The sequence below is a fragment of the Leptolyngbya sp. NK1-12 genome (assembly GCF_032598965.1).
In the GTDB taxonomy this organism is placed as follows: domain Bacteria; phylum Cyanobacteriota; class Cyanobacteriia; order Elainellales; family Elainellaceae; genus Elainella.
This window is the reverse complement of sequence record NZ_CP053586.1, coordinates 4,446,937-4,468,047: the sequence shown is the minus strand read 5'-3', so window position 1 is coordinate 4,468,047 and position 21,111 is coordinate 4,446,937. Positions and strand designations below refer to the sequence as shown.

At 52.9% G+C, this 21,111-nt stretch carries 14 protein-coding genes, 1 tRNA gene and 1 riboswitch; of the genes, 8 read left to right on the top strand and 7 right to left on the bottom strand.

Going from position 1 to position 21,111, the window contains the following annotated elements; translation table 11 throughout:
• The first annotated feature begins 718 nt into the window (after window positions 1-718).
• The gene (locus HJG54_RS19095) at window positions 719-5,785 is read left to right on the top strand and encodes a translocation/assembly module TamB domain-containing protein (RefSeq protein WP_316430696.1); all 5,067 of its coding nucleotides are present in this window, start codon (window positions 719-721) and stop codon (window positions 5,783-5,785) included.
• A gap of 3 nt (window positions 5,786-5,788) precedes the next feature.
• Complete coding sequence (locus tag HJG54_RS19090; protein ID WP_316430694.1) at window positions 5,789-7,531, top strand: ABC transporter ATP-binding protein; 1,743 nt, start codon at window positions 5,789-5,791, stop codon at window positions 7,529-7,531.
• A gap of 135 nt (window positions 7,532-7,666) precedes the next feature.
• Here HJG54_RS19090 and HJG54_RS19085 read toward each other — a convergent pair whose 3' ends face one another.
• The gene (locus HJG54_RS19085) at window positions 7,667-8,458 is read right to left on the bottom strand and encodes a Tic22 family protein (protein WP_316430693.1); all 792 of its coding nucleotides are present in this window, start codon (window positions 8,456-8,458) and stop codon (window positions 7,667-7,669) included.
• Between the two features lie 848 nt (window positions 8,459-9,306).
• Here HJG54_RS19085 and HJG54_RS19080 point away from each other — a divergent pair.
• Window positions 9,307-10,671: an ABC transporter substrate-binding protein gene (locus HJG54_RS19080; protein ID WP_316430692.1), complete on the top strand. Its 1,365-nt coding sequence runs from the start codon at window positions 9,307-9,309 to the stop codon at window positions 10,669-10,671.
• A 27-nt stretch (window positions 10,672-10,698) separates the two neighbouring features.
• Here the strand turns inward: HJG54_RS19080 and HJG54_RS19075 are convergent.
• A tRNA-Pro gene (locus HJG54_RS19075) sits at window positions 10,699-10,772 on the bottom strand.
• Window positions 10,773-10,860: 88 nt separating this feature from the next.
• On the opposite strand from HJG54_RS19075, the gene bioD reads away from it, so the two are divergent.
• Complete coding sequence (gene bioD / locus HJG54_RS19070; protein WP_316430691.1) at window positions 10,861-11,613, top strand: dethiobiotin synthase; 753 nt, start codon at window positions 10,861-10,863, stop codon at window positions 11,611-11,613.
• Window positions 11,614-12,183: 570 nt separating this feature from the next.
• Here the strand turns inward: bioD and HJG54_RS19065 are convergent.
• A complete protein-coding gene (locus HJG54_RS19065) occupies window positions 12,184-12,852 on the bottom strand; it encodes a GNAT family N-acetyltransferase (RefSeq protein WP_316430688.1) in 669 nt (222 codons plus the stop codon).
• A gap of 159 nt (window positions 12,853-13,011) precedes the next feature.
• On the opposite strand from HJG54_RS19065, the gene HJG54_RS19060 reads away from it, so the two are divergent.
• Window positions 13,012-14,241, top strand: a complete 1,230-nt coding sequence (locus tag HJG54_RS19060) for a M20 metallopeptidase family protein (RefSeq protein ID WP_316430686.1) — start codon at window positions 13,012-13,014, stop codon at window positions 14,239-14,241.
• 9 nt (window positions 14,242-14,250) lie between these two features.
• Window positions 14,251-14,859, top strand: a complete 609-nt coding sequence (locus HJG54_RS19055) for a DUF3318 domain-containing protein (RefSeq protein WP_316430685.1) — start codon at window positions 14,251-14,253, stop codon at window positions 14,857-14,859.
• Window positions 14,860-14,905: 46 nt separating this feature from the next.
• Here the strand turns inward: HJG54_RS19055 and HJG54_RS19050 are convergent, their stop codons facing one another.
• The gene (locus HJG54_RS19050; protein WP_316430683.1) at window positions 14,906-15,283 is read right to left on the bottom strand and encodes a hypothetical protein; all 378 of its coding nucleotides are present in this window, start codon (window positions 15,281-15,283) and stop codon (window positions 14,906-14,908) included.
• Window positions 15,284-15,739: 456 nt separating this feature from the next.
• A riboswitch (cyclic di-AMP (ydaO/yuaA leader) is annotated at window positions 15,740-15,894 on the top strand.
• 612 nt (window positions 15,895-16,506) lie between these two features.
• Here HJG54_RS19050 and HJG54_RS19045 point away from each other — a divergent pair.
• A complete protein-coding gene (locus tag HJG54_RS19045) occupies window positions 16,507-17,184 on the top strand; it encodes a universal stress protein (RefSeq protein ID WP_316430681.1) in 678 nt (225 codons plus the stop codon).
• Between the two features lie 54 nt (window positions 17,185-17,238).
• Here the strand turns inward: HJG54_RS19045 and HJG54_RS19040 are convergent, their stop codons facing one another.
• Entirely contained in the window at window positions 17,239-17,964 is a 726-nt protein-coding gene (locus HJG54_RS19040; RefSeq protein ID WP_036003359.1) for a hypothetical protein, read from the bottom strand.
• A 268-nt stretch (window positions 17,965-18,232) separates the two neighbouring features.
• Here HJG54_RS19040 and HJG54_RS19035 point away from each other — a divergent pair, with 268 nt between their 5' ends.
• Window positions 18,233-18,748 carry a GNAT family N-acetyltransferase gene (locus tag HJG54_RS19035; RefSeq protein WP_316430678.1) on the top strand — a complete coding sequence of 172 codons (516 nt, stop codon included), beginning with the start codon at window positions 18,233-18,235 and terminating at the stop codon, window positions 18,746-18,748.
• A 13-nt stretch (window positions 18,749-18,761) separates the two neighbouring features.
• Here the strand turns inward: HJG54_RS19035 and HJG54_RS19030 are convergent, their stop codons facing one another.
• Window positions 18,762-19,718 carry a bestrophin family protein gene (locus HJG54_RS19030; protein ID WP_316430676.1) on the bottom strand — a complete coding sequence of 319 codons (957 nt, stop codon included), beginning with the start codon at window positions 19,716-19,718 and terminating at the stop codon, window positions 18,762-18,764.
• A 156-nt stretch (window positions 19,719-19,874) separates the two neighbouring features.
• A complete protein-coding gene (gene carA / locus HJG54_RS19025) occupies window positions 19,875-21,029 on the bottom strand; it encodes a glutamine-hydrolyzing carbamoyl-phosphate synthase small subunit (protein WP_316430674.1) in 1,155 nt (384 codons plus the stop codon).
• Window positions 21,030-21,111: the final 82 nt, after the last annotated feature.

Genomic DNA, 21,111 nt, shown 5'->3' with positions numbered 1-21,111 from the left:
CTGTCCTAACTGTCATGGCGACGGCTATTAAGGAGGTCAACCTGATTAAACGATAGATATAGTGCGGGCAGGCATCTTGACCGCGCCAGCGAGACGCTTGCACTACGGAAAATTAATGATGTTGATCTACTTGGTGTTGATCTACTTAGAGACTGTTTGTAAATGAATTTTAAGAGGCTAGAATCGACTTCACATCTGATCCTCCCTAACCCTCCTTAAATAAGGAGGGAACCGAGTTAAATCTCTGAAGTCCCCCTTTTTAAGGGGGATTTAGGGGGATCTCAATCTTTGTTTACAAACAAGCTCTTAGAGCAAAGATGGGAGGAATTAAACGAGCAGCAACCCAATCGTGAATTGGTATCAGGAGTGTGAGTCGCTTAAACTCCCCACTCCCCACTCCCCACTCCCCACTCCCCACTCCCCACCCCCCACTCCCCACTCCCCACCCCCCAACTAAATATTGTGATTCCTGTCGCTTTCCTCTTGATTCCCCTGCCGCCCAAGTTTATTCTTCTTAGGAGCTAACCCTGTTGCGGTCTGTTGGAGGTGCAGTTGCTATGCCAATTGCCATCGGCTCATAGATTGATGTCATCAGGTCACGACTTATTAGTTAATGAATGAATTGATCAATTGGTTCGATCCTTTGGTTGATTAAGCATCGGTTCAGCAATGGTAACGATCCTCCCAGGCCAGGGTTGGGTGCAGCGGTGAGACAGAGATGACCCAAGCTTCAAATTCGAGTCCAGAACCTGAGCAAAATCCCAGACCTCGACGGAGATTGCGCCTGATCCTGTTGGGGAGTGGAGTTGTTTTAGTCGGAGCGGCTGCCGCGGGCTGGTTGGCTTGGCGCTTCATTAACGAGCAGTTAGCGCCTCTGGTGGCAGAGAACCTGAGCAAAACCTTTGATCGCCCGGTGGAGGTCGGGCCAGTTGCAGGAATTTCGCTGAACCAGCTCACATTTGGCGAATCGAGCGTGCCGCCCACCGCGACTGATCCTGACCGTTTGACGGTAGAAAGGGTCGAGGTCCAGTTCAATTTGTTGGAGCTGCTGTGGGACCGGACCCTCAGCTTGGATGTCACCTTGGTGCGCCCGGATGCCTACATTGCTCAAGATGCAGACGGAGCCTGGATTACCACCAAAATCCAGGAAGGTGACGAGGAAGAAAGCCCGATCAAGATCGAGCTGGATACGCTGCGGATTCAGGATGGTACAGCTCAGTTGGCTGCCTATGGAGGAGTGGAAGCCTCCCAGCCGGTCGAGCTAGATGAATCGCAGCCTCCTGACCCCTCGGAAGACGCTCCCGAAACCTTGTCGCCCCGGCAAGCGGTGAATACGGTTGTCGGACTACAGGAGATCAACGGCAGCGTCACCTTTCGCAACAACAACCAGTTGATTGGCTACGATTTCACCACACGACCAGAAACGGGTGGCAATTTGCGGCTGCGGGGCACCACCAATTTAGAAGTCGGAGAAACCAGGCTCGCCGTAGACAGTCGAGATATTCTTGCCCCCGATGTCAGTTTGCTGGTACCGCTGCCGCTGCAGCTCCGCACCGGACGGGTTGGCACCAATTTAGAGGTGTTATTTCCCCCCAATAATCAGCCGCTACAATTCGACGGCACCGTGCAGCTGCAAAATGTGGCGGGTGTGCTGGAGGGTGCGCCCAAACCGTTTGAGCAGGTGAGTGGAACCTTGGCATTTGAGGGCCAGCGCGTGGCTTTGCAAAACTTCCAGGGGCGCTATGGCGAGATTTTAGCCAAGGTGGGGGGCAGCCTAGACACTCAAAAAGGCTACGACCTGCGCATCCAGATTCCGCAAGCCACGGTAGCCGAAATTCTGGAAACGCTAGACCTCCAAGCTTCTGACCTACCTGTCTCTGCAAGCGGTACTTTTAAGGCTGAAGCCAGAGTGAGCGGTGCGATCGACCAGCCCTTGGTTGCTGGCACCGTGGAAAATCTCCAGCCGGTGCAGATCGACCAACTGCAGTTCCGGGAGACCCAACTGGCGTTTGCAGCCACTCCCCAGGCGATTGTGCTCGAGGACTTGCGGGCTGTGCCAGTGGGCGGGGGGGTGATTACCGCTAATGGCACGGTCAAACTGGGTGAGCGGGGCGGCGTGGTGGTGGATGTGCGGGCCAATAATCTAGCTGGTGATGCGATCGCCCAAGCCTATGGGGCCGCTAGCCCCAACTTCACGCTCGGACGAGTCGATGCCACCGCTCAGGTGATTGGTCCGCTGGATAATATCCAAACCGTGGTGCAGTGGCAGGCTCCTCAGGCCACCTATCCAGGCCGGGGGCGAGTGGTGATCGGGGGTGGCGATGTCCAGTTTGAGGATACAGCCCTGCTGGTGGCAGGCGGCATTGTGCGCGGCAGTGGCTTGATTCGGCAGGGGCGCTGGCAGGCGTTGCTCGACACCTCTGGCATTGAGTTGAGTCAGTTCAGCCCAGAGTTGCGGGGCTTATTCAGCGGCAATTTTCGACTAGCAGGCCGTTTGGATAATTTCGACTTGGCAGCGATCCAGGCTGAGGGAGAAGTGCGCCTCTCAGAAGGGTTGGCGATTATCAACGAGCCATTGACGGCATCGGTGCGCTGGCTGGGGGACCGGCTCCAGGTGTTAGACGCCTCGGCTCCCGGCTTTCAAGGCGATGGTGTGGTGCTAGTGCGGCTGAGCGGCGAAGGGGCACCAGCAATCGAAAATCTCGACTTTAATGTCAATTTGCAGGACTATCGGCTCACCGATTTTCCGGTTCCCATCCCAGAGCAATTCCAGGTCGCAGGCACGGCGGATTTTAGCGGTCGGATTACGGGTCCCCTCGATGCCGTTGTAGTGGCCGGTCGCTTGGGTTTAAACGATTTGGCGGTCAATACCCTGGTGTTTGAATCGCGCCTTTCAGGAGATTTGCGCTATGCCCTCGATCAGGGGTTGAACCTAGATGTGGCTGGTCAGCAAGACCGGATTGCTTTAGTGCTGGATGACCGTAATCGACCGCGGTCGTTCTATGTGCAGCAAGGAGAAACCATCGCCCAAGGTCGAGGCAACGGCGACCGGCTGTTGGCAACCCTGAGAAACTTTCCCCTTACCGCTCTGAATGTGGCAGCAGGCAATTTGGGTCAGGTCAGCGGGCAACTCAGCGGTAATTTTGATCTAAATTTGGCAGATCTCAGCAATCCCGCCGTTATTGGTGAAGTAGCGATTGTCAATCCAGCCCTGGGCTACATCAATGCCGATCTGTTTCCAGCAGTTGCACCTGGAGAAGCCGGATGTCCGATCCTGGGTCTGCCGGAAGATCCGAGTCAAGCGCCTACCTGTCCCCAGAGTTTGTTTACCGGACGCTTTCGCTACATCAATGGGGTGGCAGTGCTGGAGGAAGGCGCTCAGTTCCGGTTTGGCAACAGTCGCTACTTCCTGAGCGGTAGCTACAACCCTACGGCGGAGCAAGTGTTAGTGGGCAGGCTGGTTGCAGATGAAGGTCGAGTCGAGGATTTGCTCACCCTACTGCGCTGGTTTGAGCTAGCCGATCTGGGTCGAGTTGGGCCTCCTGACTTGGGCAGCGAAGCGGATGTGAGAACCGTGGCCGTGGGGATGCCCAACGCCACCCTCGAAAACCAACTGCGGCGCTATTCCGAAATCGAGGCGCTTTATCGTCAGCAAGTGCTGGCTCGAGAAGAGGGGACCCTATTCCCAGAGCTATCTACTTTAGAAGGTAGCTTTACCGGCACGGTGGATCTGGCCTATTCTAACCAAACCGGCCCAGCGGTTGACTTCAATCTGGCGGGTGCAGACTGGCAGTGGGGCGAATGTTCGACCCAGGTGAATCACCTCACCCAAACCGTGCTGACCGATCGCTGCCAGCAGTACGAAATCAACCAGGTCGTTGCTGAAGGCAGCTTCCGAGATGGCGTACTAGAGCTGCTGCCCTTGAGTTTCCAAACCAACGATTCGCTGTTTTCCTTCCGGGGCCGGATCGGTGGCCCCAATCAGTCCGGCCAGTTGGAGATCGAAAACTTGCCGGTAGCGGCGGTGCGGGATCTGTTTGATGTGCCCATTGACATCGAAGGCAAGCTGCAAGCTTCAGCGACCCTGGGTGGCAGTATCGAGAACCCCCAGTTTGAGGGTGCGATTAACCTGACCGAAGGCCGGATTGACCAAACCAAAACAATTCCGCCGCTGCGCACGATCTTTGGCTACAACGATGCCCGCCTCACCTTCTTCACCCGCCGGGTGGCCGAGCCAGATGCAGAAACGCCGGAAACTGCTACCGCCGCACCTGACCCAGATGCTGAGTTTAAGTTCGATGGCAGTATTCCCTATCAGCTGCCTTTTGCCGAAGTTGAACCAGATAACGACCAGCTCAATCTCAGCCTGCTCGTTGCCAACGATAGCCTCAGCTTGATCAATCTATTCACCGATCAGGTGATCTGGCGAGGCGGTGAAGGCAATGTGGCACTGCAAGTGTCGGGCGAACTGCTACCAGGAGCCACTAACTTCCGAGATCTAACTGCCAGTGGAACCGCCACCTTGACCAATGCCCAGATCGGCTCCAGCGCCCTGCCCCAAGATATTACTAACGTCAACGGCACGATTTTGTTTGACCAGGACCGGATTCGGGTCAACAATGTCACGGGTGAATTTGGCAACGGCTTAGTGGCTGCAAACGGAGTGCTGCCGCTGCTGTTTCCCCTCAGCACCAATGATCAAGACATCGTCAATCCCCTACTGGTGAGTTTGGATCGGATCACGATTGATCTGGAAGACCTGTACCGGGGCGATGTCCAAGGCCGGGTGTTGATTACCGGAGCCGCCCTTGCGCCCCAAATCGGGGGAGAGATTCTGCTCAGTGATGGACGCATTATCATTCCTGGCGAGCAACCTACAGCCGTGACGCCGGTTGCTGACGACACGGCTCCAGCGTTTGCCAGAAACGGCAACGGCAATACCTTTAGTCCGCCCCAATTTGACAATCTGCAAGTGACGCTGGGCGACCGGCTGCGCGTGGTTTACAATCCGGTTCTGAATTTCTTGGTACAGGGTACGCTCTTGGTCAATGGTACCCAAGCCGATCCGCTGCTGGATGGCACCGTGCGGCTGCGCAGTGGGCAGGTGAACCTGTTTACGACCCAATTCAACCTAGTGCGCGGCTATCGCAATACGGCGGTGTTTGATTCCCGGTTTGGGCTAGATCCAATCCTGGATGTGCGATTAGCCACCTCGATCCCGGAAGTGACGCGCTATCCCACCCGCACCGACTCGCCCTTTCCAGTCTCGGAAATTGTTGACACCCCGTCGGCTGGGGACTTTGGCGCCATCCAAACCGTGCGGGTTCAGGCCACCGCTACCGGACCCGCCAGTCAGCTGTTCAATAACCTGGAGTTGACGAGTAGCCCCAGCCGATCAGAAACTGAAATCCTGGCACTTTTGGGCGGCGGCTTTCTTGGCAATGTGCAGGGAGACCCCACCACCGCACTGGCTAGCATCGCCGGTTCGCCGTTGTTAACTGGATTGCAAAACTTGATTAATGACACCTTGGGTCTGAGCGACTTCCGACTCTTCCCCACCACAATCATTTCTGAAGATAACCGGACCACCAGTCTGGCCCTGGCTGCCGAACTTGGGGTTGACATCACCAATGATTTGTCGGTTTCGCTACTTCAGCTTTTGACCGTACCCGCACCGCCTCTATTCAGCCTCCGCTATCGCCTCACGGACGAATTGCTGCTGCGGGGTTCCACCAACTTTAAAGATGAGAATCGGGCCGTGCTTGAGTTCGAAACCAGGTTTTAGCCAATGAAAGCAAAGGAAGACCCAACCCAGCGGTCGCACTATTGGCAGCTCCTGCCCTATTGGCAACCCCACTGGCGCTCGATTGCAACAGCTCTGTCCTGTACGCTGGTGTTTACCGCCGCTTGGCCGCTGATGGCCCATCTGGCAGGACGGCTGCTGGCGTTGCTGGTACAGGGAGATTTAGGCGCACTGGTGCGTGGGTCGGCCGTGTTAGCTGCTGTATTCTTGGTGCACAAAGCGGCTCAGTACGGGCAAGATTCCCAGATGGCCAAAGCCGCTTTTGCTATTGCCCTAGACCTGCGGAATCGTGTTTATGCCCATTTGCAAAGCCTCAGCCTCAGCTATTTTGAAACCGCCAAAACCGGCGACCTCACCTATCGCCTCACCGAAGACATCGACCGGATTGGCGAGGTGATCAATAAACTGTTCCACGACGCCACTCCCTGTGTTTTGCAGCTAATCGTCGTATTCGGCTACATGGTTTATCTCAACTGGCAGTTGACCCTAGCCAGTCTGGTCGTAGCGCCGCTAATGGGCGTTCTGATTAGCTGGTTTGGCGACCGCATGCTGGTATTTTCTCGCCGCAGCCAAAATCTAGTATCGGACCTGTCGGCCCTGTTAACCGAAGTGTTTAGCGGCATTCGGTTGGTGCAAGCCTTTGCCGCAGAAGATTACGAAATTGAGCGCTTCCAGCAAGAGGCCGAGCGCAACCGTCAAGCCAAATACGCGGCAGCCTGGTTAAAGGCTGTCCAGTTTCCCGTAGTTGGGTTCCTGCAGCTTCTGAGCGTGCTGCTGCTGCTGCTGCTAGGAGGCTGGCAAATCGCCTCCGGCAACCTCACTGGCGAGCAGTTTGGCAGCTATGTCATTGCCGCCCTGATGCTGATCGACCCGATTGCCCACCTCACTGATAATTACAACGAATTCAAGCAGGGCCAAGCCTCGATCGACCGCGTCTTCGAGCTGTTTGAAATTCAGCCTGCCGTGATCGAAAAACCCAACGCTGTCCTGCTGCCTCCCGTGACAGGCAAGGTGGAATACCGCAATGTCAGCTTTAGCTACCAGCCTGACCAGCCCGTGCTGCGGCAGTTGAATTTACGGGTGGATCCAGGCGAAGCCGTGGCGCTGGTGGGCAGCTCCGGCGCTGGAAAAACCACCCTGGTCAACCTGCTGCCCCGCTTCTATGACCCTCAAGATGGCACTATTTTGATCGACGGCATCGACATTCGAGCGGTCAGTCTCCGCAGCCTGCGCCGTCAGATTGGCATTGTCCCCCAGGAAACCGTGCTATTTTCCGGCACCATTGCCCAAAATATTGCCTTTGGTCAAAAAGACTTTGATCTAGATGCAGTGCAGGCCGCTGCCAAAGTCGCCAATGCCCACCAGTTCATCAGCCAGTTCTCTCAGGGCTATCACACCTGGGTGGGTGAGCGGGGCGTCAACCTATCGGGCGGTCAGCGCCAGCGGCTTGCGATTGCCCGAGCGGTGCTGCTCGACCCCCGCATTTTAATTTTGGACGAAGCCACTTCCGCCCTGGATGCTGAGTCAGAAGCCTTGGTGCAGGAAGCTTTGGAACGCCTGATGCAAAACCGCACGGTGTTCATGATTGCCCATCGCCTCGCTACCGTCCGCCGGGCCGACCGGATTCTAGTCATCGAGCAAGGGCAAATCGTTGAATCGGGAACCCACACCGACCTCTTGGCACAAGGTAATCGCTATGCCCGGTTCTACGCCCAACAGTTTCAATAGTCCAGTTCAATAGTCCAGTTCAATAGTCCAGTTCAATTTGAAGGTGCGCATTGGACAAGTGCTAGGCAGCGAATGGGTGGTTCATCCCTCATCCACCCATCCACTCATCTAAACCAGGCGATTTTCACTCACCACCTATTGTTGCGGCTGTTGCGGCTGTTGCGGCTGCCCCTGCCCCTGTCCTTGCTGCGAACGAATAAAGTCAATGCTGGACTGAGAGGGCACCAAAACGATCCGAGTCAGCTCTTCGTTGTCGCTGGTATGCAGCGTTTGCAGCACGCTTTCCAGGTTCACCACCTGCACCGTCACGCTCGAAGCAAGGTCAGGCTGCACCTGCTGCAACCGATCGAGTAGGGACTGCAAGCCGGCCCGGTCAAAATACATGGGTACCACCTGCTGGTCGCCCTGTTCAATTACCAGATAGCCACCATCTTCACCGCCAGATCGCGCCACAAACAGAGGTACACCTTCAAACTGTTGGGCATTTTCGCCTGCTTGTTGTAAAACTGTTCGGGCAGCTTCTACCTGCTGCCGATCTGGAATAAATGTGAACCGGACCCGGTCATCCTCCTCTTGCTGATTCACTTCGTATTCATAAATCTTGGCCAGCGAGATTGGCATTACCTGGATGCCTTCAGCAGTTTGGGGATCCCGCGTTCTCAAGTTGTTGAGCGAAGTTTGGGCATCCTGTTGATTCATAAACACAAAGATATTGGGGGTCTGGCTTGGATCAGCACCTTCCGTGGGCACTGCAACCAATGGCTTGCCTTCATTATTTGCCAGCGCAAATACCGGCACCGAACGTAGACGCTCTACCACTTGTTCAGTGGTCAATGCCAGCACCTGTAGGCTGTTGGCAAGCAGCGAGCCTAAGACAAGGCCGCTCACCAAACCAAGCTTTTTACTCCAACGAATGAATGATTTCATAACTGCTCCTAGTCGCGTCACTAGCATGTTTAACAAAAAGGCATATCATCGCCTGATCATCGCTGATTTGAACGTATTTGAGCGGTAGCCAATCATCAAATCTCTGAACTCAGACTATCGAAATTTCTCAGAGCATCATGACCCATCTTGATTTGCCACCATAGCTGCAATTACGTAGCTGCATTTACGTTTCCTCTCAGTTTTCGGACCAGTCTGCGGTTGATTTCCCTACGGCCAAAAGTTAGTGCAGACTAGTCGGAGAACGGCAAGAACTCGCTGAATAGAGTTACATACTTTCACGCCATCGGCAACCGTTGGGACAGAGTTTCCCATGACACATCCTCAGCGCCATCAACCTGACTGGAGCAAATACTGAAGCAAACTTCTAGTAAATTCTGGTCAATTCGACCAACTCTAACCCAAAGATAGCTTGAAGCTATTCTAAAGAGGTGTTTCAGCCGTCTTGACAGCCTCAGCCCTACAGTAGTTGGATCAGCCTGTCCTGTTTTATACGTCCTATCTTGTGGGCAGAATCTGATGGCGCACCGGATAAAACCAAAGTTTATAGCTTGGGCTGGGAGACTGAGCGATGAAACTGGCTGAATAGCAAGGAACATACGGAGATTGCTTTCTACCTGAAGTAGTTGTGCATGACAGCCAATCCGGGTTGGGGGTTCCCCTGGCTGTAAGAACAGGTTGTAGACCATGTTCGAATTAAGCCAAGCAAAGCAAAACAAGTCAAAACAAGTCAAACAAATCTGCCAAAGCGACAAGCTTACACAGTTAGATTCATCTAGATTCATCTGGATCAGCGAAAGAATTTGGATTTCCGATGAGGTAAACGATCGATGGTTCGATCAACCAAATGGCATGACAAAGCAGCCTCCTGCCGACGCATTGGGTCAGGCTTCAAGATGCACCGAAGCATCGTGCTGCTTTTAGTCGCACTAACAGGCTGCACAACCGTTCCCATTTCCTTCACTCAACCGGCGAATCGGCGGTCCACGTCCACCCTAACCCCTGCAAACGCCGAACCACTCAAGTTAGGGCTGCTGTTTTCTCTATCGGGCAGTTTGGCCAGGTACGGCAGCACGATGCAAGACACCACCCAAATGCTGGTCGAAACCGTCAACGGTTGCAATGGTGTTTTAGGGCAGGCAGTGCAGCTTTTATCTGAAGATGATCAAAGCAGTGCGACGGTTGGAAGAACCGCTATGAGGCGGCTGGCCGAGGTTGAACGAGTTGGGGCTGTGATTGGAGCAATCGGCAGCGAGGTATCCAATGCCGCAGTTGATATTGCTGTTAAAAATCAGGTCGTGCAAATTTCTCCAGCGAGCGCTAGTTCAGTTCTGACCGAGCGTGCCCAAAAAGGCGCATTGCAGGGGTTTTGGTTTCGGACCATGCCACCGGATCCGGTGCAGGGTGAAGCGCTGGCGAGGTTAGCCCAAAAACGCGGCTTCAAAACTGTATCCGTCCTGGCAATCGACAACGACTACGGCAACAGCATTGCCCGCTCCTTTGAAGCCACTTTCAAGCAATTGGGAGGTACCGTCAGCGGCAGTTCCAATCGCTACAGTCCCTACGCTGCTCTCTATGGCGTCGATTTTTATACCGCGTTTAGTGGACAACCTGATGCGGTATTGATTGTGGCTGAACCTTACCTGGGCAGCGAAATTCTCAAAACCGCGTTTGAGTCAGGGCTATGGAGTGGCAACACCAAGGTTTTGCTCACCGCCAGCATGAAAACCGAAAACCTGGCGAGTCGGGTCGGGCAATCTATTGATGGCCGCTATATTGCTTCCGGGGTTGTGGGCATTGCTCCTGCTACATCTAGTCCTGTGATGGAGGCATTTCGCGATAACTACAAAAAACGCTTTAACCGCGCTCCCAATCTCTATGATCCCAATACGTGGGATGCTGCCGCCGTCACTATCCTCGCTGCTGAAGCAGCTAAGGCCACCAGCGGCACCGCTATTAAGGGCAAAATTCTGGAAGTTGCTAACCCGCCCGGTTTGGAGGTTAGCGATATCTGCCGAGCATTGGCGCTAGTGCGTGAAGGCAAAGAGATCAACTATCAGGGCGTGAGTGGCCCAGTTGATTTCACCAAAAGTGGCGATGTCATCGGTAGCTATGAGGTCTGGACTATTGACTATACGGGCAAAATCAAAATCGATTCCACCATTCAGGCTGGCAAAGATCCTGCCGGTAAATAGTTCAAACAAGTTCAAACCGTCTAAAAGTCGGGATGACAGGATTTGAACCTGCGACATCCTGCTCCCAAAGCAGGCGCGCTACCAAGCTGCGCTACATCCCGTTAGGCTAAATTATAGCCGCTTTCTCATACTAACTGGAAGCGGGGTTGCTTCGCCACCTGAAACCACTTGTTGAAATTAGGAGGATGCTTGAACACGCTACTCATTGCTGGAACAGATACCAAGGTTGGGAAAACTGTCGTGATCATGGCGCTAATCGCCTATTGGCAGCGGTATTGCTCTTCTCGCCGCTTGGGTGTTATGAAGCCAATCGACTGCCCTAGGGACGGCTACAGCGCTTCTGGTGATAGTCCTTCTACTGACGGGGCTTCTATTGGGCGAGACAGGGAGTTACTGGTACGCCAGTTTAAGCTTGACCAGTCTGCCACAGAGATTACGCCGCTAATGTTGAGCACTTTGCCAGCAATTGCTACCGCTAAAGACGGCAGGCAAATCGAACTAGAGCTAGTTTGGCAGCAGATCCAGCAGCTTCAGCAGCGCGATTTTGTTTTACTAGAAGCCTGGGGTGGTCTGGGGTCCCCACTCACCTACGAAACTACAATGGCCGATCTTGCTTGGGACTGGCATTTGCCCACTGTGCTCGTTGTGCCTGTCCAGCCCGGAGCTGTAGCTCATGCCGTAGCCAATGTGGCTCTAGCTAATCAATCCAAAATCCACCTCAAAGGAATCATTCTGAATGCCGTCCAGCCTTGCTGTGCTCAAGATTGGGAGAACTGGGCACCGATTGACCTCATCCAATCTTTGACTCGAAAGCCGGTTTTGGGCTGTATGCCGCACTTGGCCGATCTGGCGGATCTCAACAAACTCGCTCAGGTAGCCGCTGAATGGGAGCTAGAACGGTTGCTGCCCGGCCTAGAGGAACTGCTTTTGCAGCCCAGCTAGAGACCCAGCTAGAGACAACCTGTGCAACAGGCCGCTCTGATAGAACTCCAGCCCCAGTAAAACAACCCAGTAAAACAATTTTTTCAAGAGGGGGTGCCATTCCCAAAAAAGCATGATATGCTTGACGCAGTGTGAGGAGTAAAGCAAGAAGAAGCTCTTGGAGTCGAAACATGGAAAGACGCCCGAGAGCTTTTTCGTTTTTTGATTTTGCTGACTGGTTGTTGGGGTGCCTGGTTTCTATTCGTTCAGCTTGTTAGTTCAGGTTGGTGATGGATTAAGCTTCGCTGGCTGCAACTGAAAAGATCCTTCATTTTCTTTTCGCTGATTTGGGTTTCTCCCCAGAATAGTTATGCCTGGTTTTTTATCCCAAAGAATTGGTATTTCTTGCGGTCAGCCGTTTTTGATTATTTCTCAGCTGTTCTGAAAATATTTAGCTTATTTATCAATCAAAATTAAAAGCAACATATTCTAAAAATCTCCATTTGGTTAAAAATAATTTGGTTAAAAATATTATTTCTAGTTCAATCACTAACAGCCAATAGAAGCAAACGATTTGTTTTCTACAAGGTTTTAAGTGTTGTCTGGTGGGTGGCACCCAATCGGTTGATCCTTCACATTGGAGGGGCTGTAGCACAGTACCACCAAGGCTGGATTTTGCTCTAGCCCTAGTTCTCGTCTTAGGTAAGCCGTCAGCGAATGCGGATTGATCACCACAAACTGAAAGCGCCGGTAGAACGGAATCAGCTTGGGGCAGCAAGCTAAGTAGAGTGGTTGAGTTTCCATGCGCGTCATTGCGGCAATCAGCAGGGTTCCCACACCGTGATGGCGATATTTTGGTGCTACAACCACATCACACAGCACCGCGTAGGAGTTGTAGCCAGTCCGTCTAGCGCAGGCAATCAACTGCTGGTTCTGTTCGATCACCCAATAATTTTGCCAATCTGCAAACAGCCAGGAATTCAGCCAGCCGACCAGCAGCACCGTGCCCAAACCCAGCGTCCCATACAGCAGAAGCTGGATCCCGCCCACCGCTATTAGCCCGTGCAGTATCAAGGCCAGTACCAAACCCAAACCCAAATAGTGCCCCAATCGCCAGCCGCGAGCTAAGTTGGCCGCTTGGTCGTCGTAGCTACGCAGCAACACGCGGATTTGTCGTCGATCTTGGGGGAATGCCGGACGAAAATGGTGCTGCCAAAACGCCTCTGATTCTTCTAACCGTGGGACAGGGTGATTGGGCATGGAGTTGAATCGTGTATCACATCATTCGATCAGGAGCGATTCGGGCAGACAATCCGCTACCTTAGGTAAAGAAGCACTTTAAGTTATAGGACTGTTTGACTCGACTGAGTTCGATGTTTCAAACACCGGTCCTTACCCTTTCTATAGCGACTGATCATCATGGTTTCAACGTCTCTAGCTCCGTTCTCAATTGACCATTCCCGCATTCGAGCAGAGATCCAGGCGCTGCAATCGCAGTTAGTGGAGTGGCGGCGCTATCTGCATCAACGTCCAGAATTGGGATTTCAGGAGCATCTGACGGCTGAATTCGTAACGCACAAACTGCAAGCGTGGGGCATCAAACATCAAACCGGCATTGCCGGCACAGGCGTTGTTGCTGTAATTGCAGGTAAGCAACCCGGTCCGGTTTTGGCTATTCGAGCCGATATGGATGCGCTGCCGATCCAGGAAGCGAACCCCGTTCCTTACCGTTCCCTGCACGAGGGGCGGATGCATGCCTGTGGTCACGATGGACACACCACGATTGCGCTGGGGACCGCTTGCTACCTGGCTCACCATCCCGACTGTTTTAGCGGCACGGTGAAAATTATCTTTCAACCCGCAGAGGAAGGGCCGGGCGGCGCTAAACCAATGATCGAGGCGGGGGTGCTGCACCATCCAGAGGTAGACGCGATTATTGGCCTGCATCTGTGGAACAACTTGCCGTTGGGTACGGTTGGTATCCGAGACGGGGCGCTGATGGCGGCAGTCGAAGTTTTTGATCTGGTAATACAGGGCAGAGGCGGCCACGGAGCGATGCCGCACCAGACCATGGATGCGATTGTCATCGGTGCACAGGTGGTTAACGCCCTGCAAACAATTGTGGCCCGCAATGTGAATCCCCTACAGGCCGGTGTTGTTACCATAGGTGAGTTCCATGCCGGTCATGCCAATAATGTGATTGCCGATGCGGCTCGCCTTAGCGGCACTGTGCGCTACTTTGACCCAGCCCTGAAGGGATTTTTTCAGCAGCGGATCGAGCAAATTGTAGCAGGCATCTGCCAGAGTCATGGCGCTAGCTACCAGCTCGACTACCAAGAGTTTTATCCACCGGTGATCAACAATCGGGCTATTGTGAACTTGGTCCAATCGGTGGCTGAAACCGTGATTGAAACCCCAGCAGGAATTGTGCCCGACTGCCAAACCATGGGCGGTGAAGATATGTCCTATTTTCTGCAAGCCGTGCCGGGATGCTACTTCTTTCTGGGGTCAGCCAATCTAAACAAAGGCTTGAGCTATCCGCATCACCATCCCCGGTTTGATTTTGACGAAACTGCTTTAGGGATTGGGGTTGAACTGTTTGTGCGCTGCGTAGAAAAGTTTTGTGCCCCTCAAACAACTGCCAGTTAGGGTAAAGCGATGGTTGCCAGATCAGAAATTAGCCGTCTCCTTGATTTGATGCCAGCCTCTGGGCGCATGTACTGCAAAATTGTGGAGAATAATCAGCAGCCACAGGTGATTGCGGCCAAATTGCCTCGCCCTGGTCAGGAGACTCGCCCGATCCAAATCAATTTTGACCTGTGGAATCAGCTACCTCAGGCGCAGCAGGATTTGCTCTTGCTTCACACGGTGAGCTGGCTGCTTTCGGTTCAGTGGTTTAAGCCCACGCTCTTTCAAGGCTTAGCTGCTGCGGGGGCGGGTTTAACGCTGCTGGAACTGCTACAAGTCAATGCGGCTGGTGCGGTAACGTTTGGTACCTTAACAGCCCTGGCGGTGGCGCAAATTTGGCGACAAAACTGTAGCGACGACTTGGAAATTGCTGCCGATGAGAAGGCGATACAAATTGCCCAACGACGCGGCTATAGCAAGACTGAAGCGGCTCAAGCCCTCGCCGAAGCCATTACTGCCGTGACTCGCCTAGAAGGACGACCCAATCCGACTGTGACTGAATTAATTCGTTGCCAAAGCCTACAGGCGATGGCAGCTCCTGCACCTGTGGGTGTGACTAATCTAGGGCAGGCTGAATAGAATTGCAGTGCGACTAAATTTGACGTGCGACTGCCTGCCCGAAGAATCAGGCTGAAGGCTTCCAGGGGTGACCGCGATACTTACACTCAACATCAATAGCCTGTTCAGACGGAGCGGATTGCTGAGTGGGCTGGGGTTCGCTGCGCTTATACTTGACTCCCCGGTAGTACATGACTGGCTCGGTAGCTTCCTCCTGAGCCTCTTGTGAAGTAGTGGGCACTTCTGGAGAAACGACTTCACCCGTTTGGTCTAATTCTGCTAGCAGCTGTTGTTCGCTAGAGCCAGCTATCCGCATCAGGGCCACCAGCAATACGACAAGCACTAGTCCAATCAACCAAGGTGCCCAGACGAAACCAGCCACCACCAACCCAAACGCTGCCATAACCGCAACTGAAATAATTAGCAGTATGACCAGATCGACCATTGCCCTAAGCTCTCAAAACGAAATGGTTACAACAGGTATTACTACAGCCATGCTTGTGACTTGGGCTGTAGTGACTAACAGTGACTAATCGTGACTAACAGTGACTCAACATGGTGATCCAACAATTAGTGAAAACATGCGAGGACATGCATAGAATCATACCGAGATTTTACGGAGTCAGCAGGGGGACGTTGGGTTTATGTCTACAAGTCTTAACTTTTGTAGCAGCCTTTTCAGCTATCCATGGATAGAAAAAGGTTGATAAACCGAGCCAAGGCGCTAAACTGGGTCAATTTTAATCGCCCCAATGGCAGATTGACGCTAACCGATGACAGTGTTACATTGCAAAAGCATGAGGATGCCAGCGTGACAAGCCAACCTTTTACTTCCAGATTTGTTCATTAAGTTGGTTTGCAGTGCTAGTTTGTAGAGTCAGCCTAATCTGGTCACAAGAGTTTAGTGGTGTCATCTAATGCAGTGACCAGAGCGGAGGAACCACTTTATAAGGGGCGCATTTTGCAATTGTGAGTCCGTTTTGACTCACTTTGTTAAAGGGGTACCTCTCAGCCCTAGCCCGTCAGCTAACTCCGTCGGCGGTGAGGGGAGACTGAAGAGACAGAATTTTAATTGCCTGCTCTCGTCAGTATCTCCAATTGGTTGAGTGTAGTGTTTATTGCACTTGTTGTTAACTTTGGGGAGATTTTGTCATGAGATTGTTGGGCCGGTGGCATCGTCGGGAACGCCGCTCAAAATGCTTAAGATATCGTTCATGTCTCGGTCAGATCAGAATTAGATAGCCGAATAAGACTTAAAGAAGCGGCTGGATAACCTTAATTTATGGTTGCTGGGGCAGCAGGTTCAATTTGGGATTCTGAGCCATACTAGAGATGAACCGCCATTTGCTCATGCCAAATCGTTTCAGCAACACCTGTAAACAGGATCCCTCTAGGATTCCGCTAATGGTCAAGGATGGTCAGTTAGGATGGCGCTGGTAAAGCAGCTAGCTCTAAACAATGCTGGCTTCAGGAATTTGAGTGGTTTTAGCAGAAACATTCAACCCGCTGTTTTACCCCTAAATCTTCCTAAACAAGTGACCTCCTCCGTCTTTTCAATTTGCAGTAGCCTATCTTCCAAGCCGTGTTATGCGAGTCTGTGGCTGAACAATTCCGTTCGCGAACCATCTGCAATCTACCTTTGCTTGATTCCTCACCTTCGTAAGTGTTATGAACATCAAACCCATGCTGTTGCGTCTGCAAAACGCGCTCGGTCAGGATAATCTGAGTGAGCAAATGCTGCTCTATCCTGGCTTAAACTTAGACAAGTCGTCCGAAATTAACGGCAATTTTGTGATTGGCTACAACGGTTCTCCCAATAGCCAGACGGCGCTGGATTTCATTTTATGGATGGCATACCAGACTCGGCTCGCTACGCAAAAGCAGGTTACTGTCCATGTCGTTTACGTGATTGATTGCTATAACTCGCTAGAGAGCACTATTCCAAAGGCACCCCTAGATCGCTTGGATTTACAAGAAGCGGCCAATTGTCACCTGCCTAGTGCTGAACGGTTTGGTTTTCAGTGCGATACAGGCACCCTCTCGCGGCCAAGTGGAACGCAAGTTGCAGAACGGCAGTCCTCCACCGTATCTTTGGCCAATACGCTAGAGCAGGTAGATCGGATTCTTTGGCAGGCCCGCTGCTTATCGGATGAATGGCGCGGCTCTCTCGAAGCCCATCTCCGGTTTGGTGCAGTTGCCACCGAGCTACAGCAAGTGGTCGAAGCCCAAGCTGCCGATCTGTTGTTTGTCGGCTGTAGTGATATTACCCATCCCTTGGTGCAACAGCTAGTCCCCTGCTCGCCCTGCCCTATCTTAGGCATCCCAACGGAGCTAGAAGCCGTTTAGGTTAGTTCAATTCTGGACGACGGCGATGCTTTAACTCAACCTGGAGCCATTTTTCTAAAGCTGTCGTCCTAACAAGCGTTGGCGCACGCCTTCCGCAATTTTCTGCCCCAGGTATTCCGGAATCAAATTTTCGTTGGGACCTAGCAGATAGAGAATCAGCCGGGTCCTGCCGCGCCAAACCAGCAAGTTGGCATTCACAATCAGCAAATCCTCCTGCCAAATCGCGTACATGACTTTGTAGAATAGTCCCGGCTGGTTGTCGGCCTCGATCAAAAGGGCAGGCAGATGGAATACCGGATCTACATAAAACTCAGTTTCTACCTGTTCCAGCCCCGCATCCAGGTTAAACTCAACCGCCAGCATTTCTTCGACCTCAAACCGACCGGCCAGGGCTTCTCGAATCGCACGGCAAACGTTCTCAGCAGTTTTGTCCGCTAGGGCCTTACCACCGCGAGAAACCACTAGCTTAATAAACACCAGCATCGGAGGATAAATCTGTCCGTATAGGCTGAGGCTATGAATCGTCAGGCCGTAGGCGGCCAGCACCCCAAAAATGTCGCTTAATAGAAACGATTGGTTGCGATAGGCGAAATGCAGCGCGCTTTTGTTGCCCTCTGGGCTGAGCTCAATCACCGCTTGGCGAGACTTATAGAGTTGGTAGGCAAGTCTTAGATTCTGTAACTGGATCTCGCTGCTGACAAATTGCTCATAGAACTGAGGAAACGCTCGGTTGAAGCGCTTGAGCAAATCTAGCGTAGACGATTTCAGCCCTGGAGCCATAAGCTGGTAGATAACCCGGTCAACGGACAGAAAGAGAATTCAGGGACGCTTGGGTGGTTCAGTATGATCTATAGAACCCTGTCTTATGAAGAATCTTTCATAACTTGACGCACCTCCTCACAAAAATGAAGATTTCTTGTTGGTTCACAGTCGCCTTACTCAGAGTAAATTAGCGATGTAAGAATCATACGAGAGATCCGCTCTATACTAACTATTACTGTCTGCTAACACTGTCTACTAACCTCTGTATTACCTGAACCGCGCCTGCATGGGTTTTTGGAAGAGCTTATTTAGTACTACTGATGCTGCCGCCCCGAAGTCAGCAGAAACCGATCGCCAGACCGTGCCCACAGTGACGGTCGGGAATTCACGCATCTTATTCAGCACCGATCGAGACATCGACCTCTACGAACTAGAGGAACTCTGCGATGCGGTTGGTTGGTCTCGTCGTCCGTTGCGCAAAGTCAAGAAGGCCATTCAGCACAGTTTTCTGGTGGTTTCAATGTGGGAGCAGCGAGGCACCCAGCGTCGGTTAGTTGGCTTCTCTCGAGCCACGTCGGACCATGCCTTTAATGCCACGATTTGGGATGTGGTGGTGCATCCCGATTTTCAGGGCAAGGGCCTCGGCAAAGCCCTGATGCGTCAAATGATCAAGCGTCTACGCAGCGAAGATATTAGCAACATCACCCTATTTGCTGACCCCCATGTGATCGATTTCTACCGTGGCTTGGGCTTCATGCCCGACCCAGAAGGCATCAAAGGCATGTTCTGGTATCCCGACTAGACCGCTGGGAAACTCATTTGCCTAGAAGCTGTTTATCTGGATCAGCGTAAGACTCTTGCTGCACCATCACCTCAGAACTGGCCGGGGTGAGTGATATCAAATCCTCGATATTTCGCTGCATTGTCTCACAGATTTGATCCAGCGGCAGATCGTTGGGGTCGCGTCCAAACGGGTTCTCGATCTCGACGCCGATTTCTTCGATGCCGAATAGTGTAAAACTCATCAGGGCCACCATCGGAGCTGTCCACCAGCCGAGCTGGCTAACAAACTGAAACGGCAGCGTCAGGCAGTAGATCAACAGCAGCTGCTTTAAATGAATCGCATAGGCCAGCGGAATCGGCGTTTTTAAGATGCGCTCACAGCCGCCCAAGGTATCCACCAGGCTATTCAAGAGTTGCTGGAGGGTGAGGAGCTGGTAGTCGCCTACACAATGGCGATAATGCTGTTGCTGCAAATAGTCCTGGATCCAGAAGGCAATTTCGAGGGGCGGGTTATTCATGCCCTTGAGCCGATTGTACCGCGGTGCGGGCAGCAACGCTTCTAGCTCATGATTGACCGGCTCCTGCCGCAGATGTAGCTTCGTAGCCACGGCAAACGCCACCAGTGAGTAGAGGGCTGTAATTTTATCCTGCCGATCCTGAGGTTCCTTCTCCAGCACCACCACCCAGATCTGTCGCGCTAGATTGCGGGTAGTGTTAATCAGGTTGCCCCAAAGCTTTCGTCCTTCCCAAAAGCGCTCGTAGGCCGTGTTGGTTCGGAACACCAGCATTAAACCCAGCACGATGTTGGGAATCACACCCGCCAAAACCGGCAGCGACACAGGCACACCGAGAAAGTGCAAACCGGAAACCACACCTCCAAGCGCACCACAGAAGACAGTCCGCCCCAAAATCGCCGGGATGACCGAGCCGCGAATTTGCAAAGCAAACCGAAACCAGGTTCCCTGACCCAATAATGTCCGCTGAACCATGCCACCTCAACTATGCGAAATTCAGAACGCCCTCTGGAGCATGAAAAGCCTGTATCCAGATTTTTCCATTCCCTCCGTTACAATTCTATACAAACCATAGAAGGAAGTCAGGATTTGGATCACAGGCTCTTCACTGGGCTTCAGGTTATTGACTGCCTATACCCTCTGCTGCCGATGCTGCTGCATCGCCTCGACAAACTGCTCAAACAGGTAGTCGGCATCGTGGGGACCGGGGCTGGCCTCTGGGTGATATTGCACCGAGAACAGCGGTAGGGACTTGTGCCGCAGACCGGCAACGGTTTTGTCGTTCAAGTTGAGGTGAGTGATCTCCACATCAGTATTGGGCAGGGTTTCAGCCGCGATGGCAAAGCCGTGATTTTGGCTGGTAATTTCCACCTGCTGACTCAAGCCGCAGGGCTGGTTCAAGCCGCGGTGCCCAAATTTGAGCTTAAAGGTTTCTGCTCCCAGCGACAGGCCCAAAATCTGGTGGCCCATACAGATACCAAACATTGGCTTCTGGTATGCCTTCAATAAGGCTTTAGTGGTTTCGATGCCTTCGGTTACCACTGCCGGGTCGCCCGGACCGTTGGAGAGAAAAATGCCGTCTGGGTTGTACTTGAGAATCTCCTCCGCTGGGGTGTTAGCCGGAACCACAATCACGCGGCAACTGTAGCTCGCCAACCGTCGCAGAATGTTGCGTTTAATGCCAAAGTCAATCGCCACTACGGTAAAGAGCGGTTCGCCTTCCCTGGGTTTACCGCTAAACTCCCAAACCGAGTCGGTGGGGACGGTCCATTCGTAAATTGACTGGGTGGTGACTTCCCTGACCAGATTCAAGCCAGCCATGCTGGGAGCTTCCTGCACCTTCAGCAGCAGGTCGCCTGGGTCGAGAATTTCGGTGGAGATGGCCCCGTTCATGGCCCCAACCGAACGAATTTTGCGCGTCAGGGCGCGGGTGTCGATGCCATAGATGCCGGGAATTCCGTGGCGTTTCAGGTAATCCGGCAGCGACTCAGTAGACCGCCAGTTGCTGGGGCGAGCGCAGATATTGCGGGCCACCACACCGCGAACATGGGGCCGATCCGATTCCTCATCCTCTGGATTGACGCCCGTGTTCCCCAACTCCGGATAGGTGAACGTGATAATTTGGCCGCGATAGCTGGGATCGGTCAACACTTCTTGATACCCAGTCATGCCCGTATTGAACACCACTTCCCCGATTGTCGTACCCGCTGCCCCAAAGGACCAACCACGATAGGCAGTTCCGTCTGCCAGCACTAACAAGGCCGGTTTCGCTCCTGAAAACAGCATAGAATCCCTCACGGATCGATTTTAAGCGTCTACTATCCTACGACTGGATTGGCCAGAAGAATAGTCTCTAGAAAGACGATTT

Excerpts from the sequence above, each read along its gene's own strand:
- HJG54_RS19095 (WP_316430696.1), top strand. The coding sequence starts at position 719 with ATGACCCAAGCTTCAAATTCGAGTCCAGAACCTGAGCAAAATCCCAGA.
- HJG54_RS19090 (WP_316430694.1), top strand. The coding sequence starts at position 5,789 with ATGAAAGCAAAGGAAGACCCAACCCAGCGGTCGCACTATTGGCAGCTC.
- HJG54_RS19085 (WP_316430693.1), bottom strand. The coding sequence starts at position 8,458 with ATGAAATCATTCATTCGTTGGAGTAAAAAGCTTGGTTTGGTGAGCGGC.
- HJG54_RS19080 (WP_316430692.1), top strand. The coding sequence starts at position 9,307 with ATGGTTCGATCAACCAAATGGCATGACAAAGCAGCCTCCTGCCGACGC.
- HJG54_RS19065 (WP_316430688.1), bottom strand. The coding sequence starts at position 12,852 with ATGCCCAATCACCCTGTCCCACGGTTAGAAGAATCAGAGGCGTTTTGG.
- HJG54_RS19060 (WP_316430686.1), top strand. The coding sequence starts at position 13,012 with ATGGTTTCAACGTCTCTAGCTCCGTTCTCAATTGACCATTCCCGCATT.
- HJG54_RS19055 (WP_316430685.1), top strand. The coding sequence starts at position 14,251 with ATGGTTGCCAGATCAGAAATTAGCCGTCTCCTTGATTTGATGCCAGCC.
- HJG54_RS19050 (WP_316430683.1), bottom strand. The coding sequence starts at position 15,283 with ATGGTCGATCTGGTCATACTGCTAATTATTTCAGTTGCGGTTATGGCA.
- HJG54_RS19045 (WP_316430681.1), top strand. The coding sequence starts at position 16,507 with ATGAACATCAAACCCATGCTGTTGCGTCTGCAAAACGCGCTCGGTCAG.
- HJG54_RS19040 (WP_036003359.1), bottom strand. The coding sequence starts at position 17,964 with ATGGCTCCAGGGCTGAAATCGTCTACGCTAGATTTGCTCAAGCGCTTC.
- HJG54_RS19035 (WP_316430678.1), top strand. The coding sequence starts at position 18,233 with ATGGGTTTTTGGAAGAGCTTATTTAGTACTACTGATGCTGCCGCCCCG.
- HJG54_RS19030 (WP_316430676.1), bottom strand. The coding sequence starts at position 19,718 with ATGGTTCAGCGGACATTATTGGGTCAGGGAACCTGGTTTCGGTTTGCT.
- carA (WP_316430674.1), bottom strand. The coding sequence starts at position 21,029 with ATGCTGTTTTCAGGAGCGAAACCGGCCTTGTTAGTGCTGGCAGACGGA.